The 12296-nt window shown below is 66.3% G+C and carries 12 protein-coding genes; 11 read left to right on the top strand and 1 reads right to left on the bottom strand.

Features of this window, described 5'->3' with window-relative positions:
• Nucleotides 1-18: 18 nt before the first annotated feature.
• The 5 genes from EER30_RS21210 (at nt 19) to EER30_RS21190 (ending at nt 2815) form a co-directional block, all read left to right on the top strand.
• The gene (locus tag EER30_RS21210; RefSeq protein ID WP_127502265.1) at nt 19-351 is read left to right on the top strand and encodes a WXG100 family type VII secretion target; all 333 of its coding nucleotides are present in this window, start codon (nt 19-21) and stop codon (nt 349-351) included.
• 15 nt (nt 352-366) lie between these two features.
• Nucleotides 367-687 (top strand): WXG100 family type VII secretion target, encoded by a 321-nt coding sequence (locus EER30_RS21205; protein WP_127502264.1) that lies wholly within the window; start codon nt 367-369, stop codon nt 685-687.
• Nucleotides 669-2048, top strand: coding sequence for an EsaB/YukD family protein (locus EER30_RS21200; protein WP_127502263.1), 1380 nt, complete (start codon nt 669-671; stop codon nt 2046-2048). The genes EER30_RS21205 and EER30_RS21200 overlap by 19 nt, the downstream gene beginning before the upstream one ends.
• Entirely contained in the window at nt 2011-2424 is a 414-nt protein-coding gene (locus EER30_RS49970; RefSeq protein ID WP_127502262.1) for a GMC oxidoreductase, read from the top strand. The genes EER30_RS21200 and EER30_RS49970 overlap by 38 nt, the downstream gene beginning before the upstream one ends.
• Nucleotides 2425-2497: 73 nt before the next feature.
• Nucleotides 2498-2815 carry a YbaB/EbfC family nucleoid-associated protein gene (locus EER30_RS21190; RefSeq protein WP_164842424.1) on the top strand — a complete coding sequence of 106 codons (318 nt, stop codon included), beginning with the start codon at nt 2498-2500 and terminating at the stop codon, nt 2813-2815.
• Nucleotides 2816-2847: 32 nt separating this feature from the next.
• Here the strand turns inward: EER30_RS21190 and EER30_RS21185 are convergent, their stop codons facing one another.
• A complete protein-coding gene (locus EER30_RS21185) occupies nt 2848-3588 on the bottom strand; it encodes a hypothetical protein (RefSeq protein ID WP_127502260.1) in 741 nt (246 codons plus the stop codon).
• A gap of 151 nt (nt 3589-3739) precedes the next feature.
• Between EER30_RS21185 and EER30_RS21180 the strand changes: the two genes are divergently transcribed.
• The 6 genes from EER30_RS21180 to EER30_RS47980 form a co-directional block, all read left to right on the top strand.
• Nucleotides 3740-4081 carry a hypothetical protein gene (locus tag EER30_RS21180; protein ID WP_127502259.1) on the top strand — a complete coding sequence of 114 codons (342 nt, stop codon included), beginning with the start codon at nt 3740-3742 and terminating at the stop codon, nt 4079-4081.
• Nucleotides 4078-4527 (top strand): WXG100 family type VII secretion target, encoded by a 450-nt coding sequence (locus tag EER30_RS21175; RefSeq protein WP_127502258.1) that lies wholly within the window; start codon nt 4078-4080, stop codon nt 4525-4527. Before EER30_RS21180 ends, EER30_RS21175 begins: the two co-directional genes overlap by 4 nt.
• A gap of 29 nt (nt 4528-4556) precedes the next feature.
• Complete coding sequence (locus tag EER30_RS21170; protein WP_127502257.1) at nt 4557-9233, top strand: hypothetical protein; 4677 nt, start codon at nt 4557-4559, stop codon at nt 9231-9233.
• Complete coding sequence (locus EER30_RS21165; RefSeq protein ID WP_127502256.1) at nt 9230-11869, top strand: right-handed parallel beta-helix repeat-containing protein; 2640 nt, start codon at nt 9230-9232, stop codon at nt 11867-11869. Before EER30_RS21170 ends, EER30_RS21165 begins: the two co-directional genes overlap by 4 nt.
• Before the next feature lie 33 nt (nt 11870-11902).
• Nucleotides 11903-12046 carry a hypothetical protein gene (locus EER30_RS47195; RefSeq protein WP_164842423.1) on the top strand — a complete coding sequence of 48 codons (144 nt, stop codon included), beginning with the start codon at nt 11903-11905 and terminating at the stop codon, nt 12044-12046.
• Nucleotides 12031-12296, top strand: a 266-nt coding sequence (locus EER30_RS47980) for a GNAT family N-acetyltransferase (RefSeq protein ID WP_205650337.1), incomplete at its 3' end; no start/stop codon positions are given. The genes EER30_RS47195 and EER30_RS47980, both read left to right, overlap by 16 nt.

Below are 12296 nucleotides of genomic sequence, written 5' to 3'. Positions count from 1 at the left end.
AACTTGAGGAGGGATCGTATGACAGCTCAATGGGGTATCAACCCGGAAAACTTGTTGATCGCGCAAGGAGACAGCCAGCGGACCGCCGAGTCGATCGAGGCTCAGATTGACCTCCTGAAGCGCTACGTCGAGACGCTCTGCGAACACTGGCAGGGGGTCGCGGGAGGCACCTTCCTTCTGCTGATGGGCGACTTCAACCGGCATGCGGATGGGTTGAAGTCGACGCTGGAGACGATCTCCGCGGACCTCGGCACCACGCACCGCACGGTTTCGGACACCGAGCACACCAACGTGCAGTTGCTGACACCATTCGCCGGTTCAGGTGCGAACCTCAGTCCGGCTCGTTTCTGACTCCAAGGAAGTTTCATGCCTGATATCGAATCCAGCCGCATCGCCGTCCCGTCCGACCTCGGAGATGCCCCGAGGTTCCTGATGGTGGCCGCTGAGGACTTGCAGGAGCAACTGACGTCGCTGGCCCGCAAACTCGCGAACTTGAAAGCCGACTGGATCGGTCAGTCGGGTGAGAGTTATACGGACGTGCAGGACATGTGGGACGCCGACGCCAAGGCGCTGTTCGACCCGGAAGGCGGCACGCTGAAGCAGATCGCTGAAGCTGTCCGGACAGTGTCCCAAAACTACGACCTGACCGAGGAATTCAATGTGCGCACATGGAGGCCGCTTCCGTGATCGACACCCGCTGCCGGGTGACCGTGGTCGGTGTAAAAAACCGCGTCGACATCGCGATTCCGGCTGAGGCGCCGATCGCGGAATACAACGATCAGCTGGCCCGGATGTGCGGGCAGCAGGAGGATGACGCTCTGCCTCCGGTCTGGAGTCTTGCGCCGGTCGGGGCCCCGGCCTTTCCGCTCACGTCATCGCTGGCGAGTGAGGGTATCGAGGACGGGGCTGTCCTTTATTTGAGGGACACGCTGTCTGGTGAGGACCGCGAACCAGTTGTCCGCAGCGTTTGGGAGGTGGTCTCGGAGCTTGCCCAGAAGTCTCGCCGGGTCCGCTGGGATGTCCAGTCGGCCAGTCGGGTGGCCGTCCTGCTGGGCGCCTACTGGCTGGCCGCCTCCCTGTGGTACCTGGGTCTGGCCGGTCAGCGTAGCCATTCTCTGGCGGTGATCGCCGGGTTCGCCGGTATTGGCTTGGCTGCCCTGGCCCGGTTGTTGGGCCAGTACCCAAGGGTGCTGCCGGGTTCATTGCGGACCTGGTTCGGCTGTGCGGCGATCCCGTGCATGGTGCTGGTGGCGGTGCTGGCGCCGGGGGAGCCGGCCTTCGATCTGACCCATCTCGTCTATTTCGAGGTCGGTCTGCTGCTGGGCTTCATGGTCGCGCTTGTCGCGGTGCCGGACGTGCTTCTCGGTGCGGTCACCTTGCTGGTCGGCATCGGTGGCATCCTGATCGCGATTCTTGCAACGCTGCATGCCCCAGCCCTGGCCACTGCGGCTACCGTGGTGGTCGCTGGTGTGCTGTTTCTGGCGGTCGCCCCACGCACGGCTGGCATGCTGGTCGCCGTGTCCTGGCTGTCGATGTCCTCCGCGACGCTCGAGCCGGACGCCGATCCTGATCAGTTGGGCGCGCGGGTCCTCCTGGCCCACCGGGTGCTGGTCCTGCTGGTCAGCCTGAACTCGGTGGCGACGGGCGTCGCGCTGGTGGTGCTGGCCGGCTCCTCCGGACCGCTGGCGTTGGCCGTGGCGGTCGTCGCGACGATCGTGCTGTTTCTGCGAACCACCACGTTCGAGCTGGCTTCCGAAGCGATAGCCCCGTTGATCGCGGGCGTGGCGGGTGTCTTCGGGCTGCTGACCGCGCTGGCTCGGGGCACCGTGGCGGGCGCGGTAGTGATGCCCCTGTTCATTGCCGTGGGAATGCTCGCTGTCGGCGTCGGGTTGCCGATGTTGCTGTGGGGCACCGGCCGTGCACCGGTGGCCGCTGACGACAGGTCGTCCAAGCTGGGGCCGCTGCTGACCATCGCTCAGATCGTGCTGCCGGCGTTGCTGCTCGGTGTCTATGGCCTGTACGCCACGCTCTGGAACCTCGGACGCTGAGGCTACCAGAGCGGTCGTTGACCCCGACCGCGCCGTTCACGGTTTGGTCGGGCCGCGCGTGGTGGACGCTTCTGTCATTCCCACGGTTCTTTGGGCCACCACGCAGCCAGCGTCAGCGCTGAACGCCCCGTCGACATCCTCCTCGGGATGGTGGCTTGAAATTGTACGAGTCAGAGAGAAACCTGTGGGGCCGACCGGCTTGAACGGTCGGCCCCACAGCTGCACCGATCTGTCCCGAACGCGAATGCCGTTCGAACGGCGCTGTCGCCAACTTGCGAAGATCTGCGGCTGTGGCGAGCGGACAACGGCCAGGTTCAAGACGCCGAGGACTCTGCCAAGCTGCGCTGTGGTCCATGCCGAGCCACGGCGATCATGAGGGCCACCCCCCGTATTTCGGTCCCAGAACGGGGACAGGCAGCTTCGAGGGAAATGGCGTAGTGATGGGAAGCATGAATTCTCAAGACTACCGTCAATTAGCCGAGCGCATGCAACAGTTGACGGCCGAGACGCAGCGAATCCGCGAGGACTACGACAAGGCAGAGGTCACAGGTGTCTCCGGCGATGGCAGTGTCCGGGCTACGGTCCGGGCGGGGAAGCTGATTTCGCTCAGTATCGCCCCGAGCGCGCTGGAACACGACAACTTCTACATGGCCGCCCAAGTGCTGACCGCGGTGCGGGAGGCTGAGGAACAGGCGGCGCAGTTCCTCAGTGCACAGACATCACCCGTCGCCGACGCCGTCCAGGAGTTCGGTCACCTCTTTCAGTGAGGGAGACGTCCCACGGACTTAACTTTGGGGCCTTACGCCGACGGCGCGGGCGGCGGTGTTTCGGTCGTCTTCAACTGTTGCGGGTCGGGGAACACCGCCAGCATGTCCATCTGGGCGTAACTGTTCACCGTTGCGTCCAGAACCTCGATGAGCAGGCCACTGAGCGTGATCATGTCGGCGGTGGCCTGAAGTGTGCCCTGCTGGGAGGGGCCGATCGACTTGGTGAAGTCGCGGGCGGCGATCGCCGAGTCGGTCGGGACGAAGCGCGGGGTCATGTCGATGTTGTCGAGATTGTTCTTGCCGCCCCGAGGTGTGTACCAATGTCCTTCACCGCGACCCCACATCGGTTCCTGAAGGACGGTCTGCGACCGGTCGCGCAGGCTGTTGAACTGGTTGACCAGATTGCTGGCGGCGGTGAGAAGATTTTGCTCGTAGGCCGACAGCTCGTCCGTTTCGACCTCGATACGGTCGTAGTCTGGCGGCGTGTCCTTGTACGGCGTTTCCGTGAGTGGTGTGATGACCGAGATGTGTCCGGCCATATCAGGATTCCAGTAGGCCGTGTCGAGGTCGACCTTGTCCGGGTCGATCCTGCCTGCCTCGCCGCTGCCTGCGTCGCCGTTGCCGGATCCGCGGGTGCCGCCGTTGGTGGATGTCTTGGCCGGCGGCGGCGCCGGGACGTGTGGAGTCGTCCAGTTCATCTGCAGGCGCTTGGCCGGGCCGTGATCGTCGGCGGGGGTGTCATCGCTGCTCTTGGTGTCTTTCGGGTTCGGCAACCGCTGATCGTCGTACTTGGACCACTTTGCTGGCATCGGATCATGATCCTCGAACAGCGGCCGTCTTTTGGAGCCCTATCAGAGGGCGCCAAAACAGAGACGTGGAGGGGACGTCGCTCGCGAATCTAGCCTTGCTCGCTGGGGGTGTTACGTGGCCGAGGACATGACGCTGGAGAAGTTCAAGATTCTGATGGGCGAGTTCAACGATGCGATCAGCGTCATCGCCACGCAGAGCAGGATTGTGCACGAGACATTGGCTGGGATCGACCAAGATTTTCGCACTGTCACCGACCTCTGGCACTCACCGGCCGCGTTGACCTTCGAACCGCTGCGTAGCGAGTACAAGCGCAGCTCCGACGACATGGACGACGTGCTCGCCGGAATCCTGCACCGCATGCGGATTACGTACGACAACTACCTGGAGACTGAGCGGAAAGCTGAGCAGAACCTCACACCCCAAGGTGGCGGCGGTTCAGGCGGGGCAGCCGCATGACCAACCCCACCGGACAGACCTACGTCGGACATGGGCAGGGCCACCTGACCATGAGCATCGGTGAGCTGCACAGGCTGGCGAAGCACGGTGTCATGGACAAGGTCGACGAGCTTGTCCAAGCGCTCGACACGATCGCCAAGACGCTGGAGTGCCTGGAGATCAGCTGGGCCGGCGACGCCAAGAACGAGGCGCAGCAGCTGTTGGATCGCTGGTCCGAGGTGTCCTCCGGCATTTTCGGCACCAAGGAGAATCCGGAAAAGGGCGTGCTGGCCCGGATCGCCGGCGGAGTGCAGAACGCCGCGTTCTCGTACAACCAGAGCGAGGCGATCGTGCAGACGTCCTGGAATCAGCTCGCCGGAGAATTCAAGACCATCCTGGCTGGTGGTACTCCCGCGAGTGGGGGAGACGCGAGCGGCAACCTGACGCCGCCAATCTCCGAGGTCTGACCGCAGGCGAAGTCGAGGAGCACCATTTCATGGCCAACACCGGGGCGGATGCCGGGAGCGGCATTCCCAAGAACGTGGGTGACGGATCGTCCTCCGGGAACCCGCCGCAGACAGGTGGTAACAGCGGACAGGTCGATCACGGCAGTGTCGGGGACCCCGATCATCCGACCGATGGCAACGGTCCGGACTTTGACGCGATCTATGCCTATGCTGCGCTGTTCATCGATCTCGGAGATCTGATCTATGAGTACGCCCATAACGTTCTGGGCGAGGGCTTCAAGGGTGTGACCTGGACCGGTGACCGTGAGTCGGCCGCCTTCGCCGCATGGGAGGCGGTCCTGCCGTTGACGACGCTGCTGGCCAACAGCGACCAACATGCGACCGTGCCGAGCGCGTCGCGGCTGCTGTGGAACATCGGCGAGACCGTCAACTACTTCGCCCAGAACCTGGAGGAACAACGGGCGGAGGAGAAGAAGCACGAGCTGGCCCAGCTGATCGCAACCCTGGTCGGCCTATTCTTCATGATTATTCTTGGTGGCCTGGCATTTCTACCCGCCACTGCCGCGGGAATGTTACGGCTGTTGAACTTCCTGGGCGACGCGATTGTTGCTAGTTTGCGCGTTTTGTATTCTGGCGCGGAGTGGGCCGCCACGCTCGGCCGCGGCTTCGGCGACGCCATCGTCGGTGCCGCCCTCAGCGTCGGACCGCAGCTCGCCGGCACCGCGATCGGCGACGCGGCCGCGCACCTGAAGTTCTCCGTGACCCCGAAGGAAATCATCATCAGCTCGGCGTTCGGCGCGGCCGGGGGAGTGATGTTCGGTAGCGCCTTTCGCAAGGCAGTGGGGGGCGCCGACGCGGCGCGAGCAGGCGGTTCGGCCCAAGGCGGTACCAAGTTCGGGGTGGAAGCGCTGCCCAAGACCTCTCAGCGGGCGCAGCCTGGCCAGGCGCCTGCGAAGGAGGGCGTCGGTGGCTCACCCGCTGTGGGAATCGGTCGGCCAAACCCGCTGGCCGACGCGAACGATTTGAGGCTGCCGGCTCCAGGCCGGGCCGGCATGATCGACGCCAACGGGGCCAAGGGCGCCTTCCGGCTCGATCATCAGGCCCACGCGGTCGATGGAACCGTCGACGGGATGAGCCGCGGCAACACGGTTCCCGATCTTGGCGCACGTTCCCGTGTCGATCCGGCGCGGGACAGCGGCACTTTGCGGCTGCCCGAACTGCCCGACCTTCCCACGCCTGGCCGCGTAGCCGACGGCGCCGACGCCGGTGGCACCCACCGGCCCGACGATATCGACATGCTGCAGGCTAGATTGGACGGCCTGCGCGTCCGCCCGCCAAATGGCAGCGGCACCGGGAACGGCGTGGGCGCAGGGCATGAACCTTTGGCCGGCAATGGGGCCGCCGGCGGAGAGAGGATTTTCGCCCAAACGCCGACCGAACGGCCGGGAGCGGGAACCCCCGGGGTTGGACCTGCGGCGGCCGACGATTCACCGGGCCTTGCCCGTGCGGGGGTCGACCTGTCTCCTGGGCACAACGAAGTGATGGCCACCGGCAACGGTCGAGCGAACGCCGCAGTCAATGACCTTTCAGCGGTGCGGGGGCCGGAAGCATCGCTGGGCGTCAAACTACCGGGCGCGTCCCCGAAGTCCGCCGAGATCGACAACGGGGCGCGTGCCGGAACGGCCGATGCGCAGCCCCACGGCGATCGCCTCGCCGGTCACGCGGCGGAAACCCAGAAGGGGATCGTAGACAGCGCTTCCGCATCGGAACGGCCCCGGTCTCCGCGCGCCCGAATGGACGAGGAATCCAGCGGCCCTCGTCCAGCCGAGGGCGCGGATAGCGCGGATGGCACGAGCCTGTCGAACGACTCCCTTCACTCGGACTCGTCAACCCTGGTAGATGCGGAAGTGGCGGCCGGTAACCCGGGCCACCGGGCCGAGACGGACCACGAGGCGATCGCCGATCGTCTGCACCGGCTCGAAGCGCCGGCTTTTGGAGAGCCCGCATCTGACCGGTTGACGGCGCGGCTGGCGGAGTTCAGGGCTGAACATTATCCGCACGTGGAATCGATCGGAAAGGTTGACGCGGACGCGCGACTCACCGCGATTCGCGAGCAATTGGCGGCGGCCAAGGATGAGGCTGAATTCAAGAACGACAATGATCTCCCGGTGCTGAGGCAGCACGACGATGAGGTTCTGGAGAACCGGTTGGAAGCGTTGCGCCGGTCGGAGGGACCGGAGGACATGCGGACGCTACCCAACGCGGCGTCGCACCGGATCACATCGTACGGAATCAAAGATCTTGAAGGGGGTCTCAGCCGCGCCCGGACCGACGCGAAATCGGCCGGTATGTCCCCCGATGACATCCAAAGGCTGTCCGCCGACGTTCGGAGCGCGATCGATGGGAGACACCTCGACGAAGCCGCCAAGAAGCTCGGCACGATGCGCGACGAGATCGACTGGTCGCAGATCGGCCGCCGGCTGGATCACTTCCGAGATCAGATGGACGCCGGTCACCGCCGGGCGGCCGAGTTCGGAATGGACCGGGTCACCTGGCTCAAGCACGGCGAGGCGATCGAGTCGGCGGCCGTCGAGGGCCGTTACGGCGATCTGCATCGCAGCCTCGGCGAGTTCGAACGGGCCATCGGCGATCACCTGCGGATCGCGAAGATGCTGGACCAGCATGCACCGACAGAGATTAAAGCCGTCCCGGTCGATGACGCGCTGCAGGCCAGATATGAGGCCCTGCGCGGGACCAAGCCGCCGGCCGAAACCGCGAAGCCGGTCGATACAGACCCTGACCTGGTTCAGGCGAAACTCAGTGAGATCGGGGAGGTTCCTAAGACCGGCGAGTCAGCGTCGCCGTTTGACGGAATTCGCGACATCGCCGATGTTCTCAAGTCGCGGCGATCGGAGCGGGTCCAGGAGATCTCGATGTCGGACTCCGCGCGCAGCAAACTGTCGGTTCGAGCGGACGACGTCGACGCCGTGATGCGCTCCGCGTTCCACAAGTTCTCAGAGAGCACCGCTATGGCCAAGGTCGACAGGTACCAGAGGGATGCTGCTGCCAGGGATCATCGTGGCGAGGTCGAGGAACTGAGGAACGGCGTCAGCCCGCTGCCGGAGGCCGAGGCGAAGGAGTGGCAATGGCGGCTTGACAAGGAGCAGGGTGCGCGAAAACGCCTTCTCGAGCTGTTCGGACGCGAATCACCCAGCGAACGTGAGGTGATGCGCCACTACAAGGAACGGGTCGGACAGTACGACGCCGAGGTGCAGTCACGGATCGCGAACAGCTCGTTCGCCCCGGACCGGTCGGCGCGGCTTACTCAGCGCCTCGACAAATCGCTCGGTGGACTCTCGAAGGAGCTGCGCGACAAGAACGCCTCCGAGAATCTCAACTTCGAAGATCGGCTGGGCGAACTCCGGGCCTTCGACGACCGGCCCCCCCGTAGCGGCGATGAGCCGTCCTCAGGCGGCGACGCGCCATCGGGCGGCACTACACATTCCACTGCCGACGAACTCGAGGTGAGATTGCCGGAGCCGCCGAAGTCGGCGCCAGTCGTCCGCGACGAAAACGGCCGTTCGCCCGTCGGCGATGGAGACATGGCCGGTGACACTTGGGAATCGACGACAGCGAAGGCGAAGCCGACGGAGGCGCAGCCGTCATCGGTGCCCGACGTGGCTGCGGCGGGAGAGGGCGAGCGGGCCGAGGCTTTCGCCAAGCCGGCCGAACACCCGGCCTCCATTCCGTACGGGCTTGGTCAAGGCGAGGCTACGCTACAGCGCCGTCCGGAGTCGGGCTCGATCGGATCTGCCGAGGATCTTCGCGAGTTCGAGGCTTCTGGGCCGGAGCGGGTTGAGCATGCGTTCGGGCCGGAGCGGGCGCGAGACGTGGTGAGGGCGATTCTGGGTGAGCGGGCGGCGCCTGGATGGGCCGATTGGCTGTATTCCGACGATGGGATCTTGGGCTGGTGGCCGACTGGGAAATCTTGGTCGGAGGTGCAGAGGCTGGCGGACCGGGTTGGCCCGGGCGGAGTGGCGGTGTTCGCTCCGAATGGGGACGTGTCGGGATTGGTGCAGCTCAGCGGTGACGGTGAGTTGCAGGTCGTCGAGGTGGATGGGGATGGGAAGACCTCGACATTCGACTTCGAATCCTATTCGGCATCGCATGAAGCTCCGGTCTCGGTCGTAGCCATCGACGGTGACGGCGTGGTGCTGGTGCCGCGATCAGGCTCCGGGCCGGGCGCGGATGTTCCATCGGACGCACAGCAGATCGCCACTCTGACCGGTCTGGCTGCTGTCAGGGCCCAGCCGGCCGACGGGTCGGACCTACTCCAGGCGGTGTTCGAGAGTTCGTATCCCATCGGGGTCACACTCAAGGGCGCCGTCGACGGGATGCCCGGCTCGGAGACCGGCAAGACATGGCTGTTCGACGGGACGAGGACAGGCTGGCGGCCGGTCGCGGATTGGAATGACGTCTTAACGGCGGTGCGGATCGTCGGACCTGGTGGGGTGACACTCTTCGCGCCCACCGATGGCCAAGCCGTAGCTCATCTCGTTCACCAAGGACGCGACGGCCAGATCCGGGTCATCGAGGGCCACCTGGACGGCACGTACCAGGTCACCGAACTCAGCCAGCACCAGCAGACGCATAGCCCGCCCGCCTCGGTCGCGGCCATTCACAAGTGCGGCGAGGTTTACGGATGAGCGTTCAGCGGGTCGCGCCCAAGGCTTGGGGTGCCCATCGCAGCATCGGCGCGGCCATCCGAGCGGCCGCCCCGGCCGGAACAGGGGTGCCGGGCGTCATGGTCCAGGCCGGCGCGTACACCGAGCGGCTCGTCGTCGACCGGCCGGTCAAACTGGTCGCCGCGGGCGCACCGGGCGACGTCCGGGTTATCGGGGTGAACGGTCCGGCTCTGACCGTCTCGGCGGCTGCCGGAACAATCCAGGGTCTGCGCATCGAAGCCACCAGTGGCCAGCCTGCCGTACTGGTCGAACGAGGCACACTCGTCTTGGAAGACTGTGAGATCCACGGCGACGTACGCATCTCCGCCGACGCGGCCCCGACCCTGCGCCGCTGCCGGGTAACCGGTGGCATGGTGATGATTGAGGACTCCAGCCGGGCCGTGCTGGAAGACTGCGTGGTGGCCGACGCGTCCCGGGTGGCACTGTTCGTCCGCGGTGACGCTGCACCGAGCATCACCAGGCTGCGGGTGACCGGGTCGGGTGGCGACGGAATCGTCTACGCCGAAGCGGCCCGCGGCGTGCTGACCGGCGGTGAGGTCAGCCGCCCGGCCCAGACCGGGGTCGCTGTGCTGGGCACGGCCGCACCGGCCATCCGCGGTCTGATTGTCCGCGAATCGGGTGGAGACGGCATCCGCGTGGATGGTCAGGGCAGCGACAAGGACTCGATTCGGACCGGCGGCGGCGTGGTGGTCGAGGAGTGCGAGGTAATCCGCCCCGCCGGCGGCGGCGCCGTGGTGACCGGATCGGCCCAGATTCTGCTGCGAAAAACCACGATGACCGACTGTGCGACTGCCGGAGTGCTGATCACCGACAAGGCCGGCGCCCGGATGGAGGGCTGCACGATTCGCAGGACCGGGCGCACGGCCCTGGTCGCCCGGGACGCGGCGACGGTGATCGCCGACCATCTCACGATCGACCACGCCGACGGTAACGGCGTGTTGATCGAGGGAAACGCGAGCGTTCAGCTGACCGACACGGACGTCGGGCACACCAGCTACACCGCCGTGCACGCTGCCGGCCACGCGGAGATCACCGTGACGCGGGGACACCTGCACGACACCTCCGAGTACGGCCTGCGCGTCGTCGACCAGGCTCTCGCCGTCGCGGACGGTGCTGAGATCAGTAAGGCAGCCGCGGCCGGTATCGGCGTCGAGGACCGCGGCGACGTCACCGCCACCGGCTGCCGGATCACCGGCGGCGTGATCGGCGTCTCGCTCAGCGGCCGCCACCGCCCGCTGCTGCGCGACTGCGAGATCACCGACGCGGCCCGGATCGGTGTGCTGGTCGAGACGGACACCACGGCCGTCCTGCAGCGCTGCACGATCCGAGGCGCGGTCGATTCCGGGCTGCACTTCGCCGACCGGTCCAGCGGGTACGTGACTGACTGCGAGGTTTCCGACCTCCCCGGCATCGGCCTGGTGGTGTCGGCCGGGGCGACGCCCAGCGTCCGGTCGACCACCGTGCTCAGGACCAAGAAGAACGGACTGGTCGTGCTTGACGGCGGGCACGGCGAGTTCACCGACTGCGCGGTCGGTGAGGCCGACTACCCGGCCATCTACGTCGGGGCTGGGGCCGATCCCGCCTTCCGCCGCCTGCACGTTCATGACACCGCCCGCGGGGCCACGCTCGACCCGGCCGCCGCCGCGAGCTGGATCGACTGCACTTCCGCGGCGGTCGCCGCTGATTACTTGCCGGCCGGAACATCTGCGGCGCGGCGAAGGGCCACCCCATCTCCCGGTGGCGCGGCGGCGGCGCTGGGCACGAACGTGCGCGGCGACAGCGAGGCGGAATCGCTCGAGGACCTGCTCGGCGAGCTGAACGAGCTGGTCGGCCTCGATAGCGTCAAGCAGGACGTGAGCCGGATGGTCAACGTCATGAGAATGGTCCGGCAGCGTCAGGCAGCCGGACTGTCGGCGCCTCCTCTGGGGCGACACCTGGTCTTCGCCGGCAATCCGGGCACCGGCAAGACCACCGTCGCCCGGCTCTACGGCCGCATCCTGGCCGCGTTGGGGCTGCTTGAGTCCGGGCATCTGGTCGAGGCGGATCGATCCACGCTGGTCGGTGAGTACGTCGGCCACACCGCCCCGCGTACTCAGGCGGTGTTCCGGCGTGCGGTCGGCGGTGTGCTCTTCATCGACGAGGCGTACGCGCTGGCACCTGAGGGACAGGGTAGCGATTTCGGCCAGGAGGCGATTGTCACGCTGGTCAAGCTGATGGAGGACCACCGTGACGAGGTGGTGGTGATCGTGGCTGGTTACCCGTCTGACATGCAACGGTTCACCGAGTCGAATCCGGGTTTGGCGTCGCGGTTCACGCGCACGCTGCAATTCGAGGACTATCTCGCCGGAGAACTGGTCGGTATCGTGCGCGCCCAGGCCGTGGATCACCAGTACCAGCTTGGCCCGGGTACGGAGGAGGCGCTGGCCGAGCAGTTCGATCGGCGGCGTGTGATGCCGCGGTTCGGAAACGGGCGGTCAGCCCGCCAGGTGTTCCAGGAGATGACTGAGCGGCAGGCCCAGCGGGTCGGCGCGATGGCCGACGCGGGCACCGATGACTTGATGACTCTACTGGTCGACGATCTGCCGGAGGCACTATGAGCCGGCCGGCCCAAGTAGGAGGATTCAGTCATCATGTGGCTCGGACCTTTGCCGTTCGGCCGGCGTTCGGAGGCCGAGCGTTCCGCGTCGCTGCTGGTCGTGCCCGGCCGGTCACCGGCATCGATCTCGGCCTTCTTCACCCAGCCGCGCAACGCCTCCGGGTGGATTCCGAGTTGATCGGCGATCCGCCGGATCGCGCCGACCGCGCTGGCTGGCTCCCGGCGGGCCTCGACCGCCAAAAGGTCGCACGCTCACGCAGCTCATCGGGGTACCGGGAGCTGGCCAACCGGGTCGGCCGTGTCGTTCGGCTCGCCGGGATCATCGACGGCCGTACGGTCGGTACTTGCACGTTGTCCGTTGCCACCGAGACGGCGGCCCTGTACTTCATCGCTACCGACCCGGCGTACCGCCGGCGAGGGGTGGCGAC

Source organism: Actinoplanes solisilvae, from assembly GCF_003999975.1.
Classification (GTDB): domain Bacteria; phylum Actinomycetota; class Actinomycetes; order Mycobacteriales; family Micromonosporaceae; genus Actinoplanes; species Actinoplanes solisilvae.
Note: the sequence above shows the minus strand (reverse complement) of the source record. Positions and strands in the feature narration are given on the sequence as shown.

Excerpts from the sequence above, each read along its gene's own strand:
- EER30_RS21210 (WP_127502265.1), top strand. The coding sequence starts at position 19 with ATGACAGCTCAATGGGGTATCAACCCGGAAAACTTGTTGATCGCGCAA.
- EER30_RS21205 (WP_127502264.1), top strand. The coding sequence starts at position 367 with ATGCCTGATATCGAATCCAGCCGCATCGCCGTCCCGTCCGACCTCGGA.
- EER30_RS21200 (WP_127502263.1), top strand. The coding sequence starts at position 669 with ATGGAGGCCGCTTCCGTGATCGACACCCGCTGCCGGGTGACCGTGGTC.
- EER30_RS49970 (WP_127502262.1), top strand. The coding sequence starts at position 2,011 with ATGGCCTGTACGCCACGCTCTGGAACCTCGGACGCTGAGGCTACCAGA.
- EER30_RS21190 (WP_164842424.1), top strand. The coding sequence starts at position 2,498 with ATGAATTCTCAAGACTACCGTCAATTAGCCGAGCGCATGCAACAGTTG.
- EER30_RS21175 (WP_127502258.1), top strand. The coding sequence starts at position 4,078 with ATGACCAACCCCACCGGACAGACCTACGTCGGACATGGGCAGGGCCAC.
- EER30_RS21170 (WP_127502257.1), top strand. The coding sequence starts at position 4,557 with ATGGCCAACACCGGGGCGGATGCCGGGAGCGGCATTCCCAAGAACGTG.
- EER30_RS21165 (WP_127502256.1), top strand. The coding sequence starts at position 9,230 with ATGAGCGTTCAGCGGGTCGCGCCCAAGGCTTGGGGTGCCCATCGCAGC.
- EER30_RS47195 (WP_164842423.1), top strand. The coding sequence starts at position 11,903 with ATGTGGCTCGGACCTTTGCCGTTCGGCCGGCGTTCGGAGGCCGAGCGT.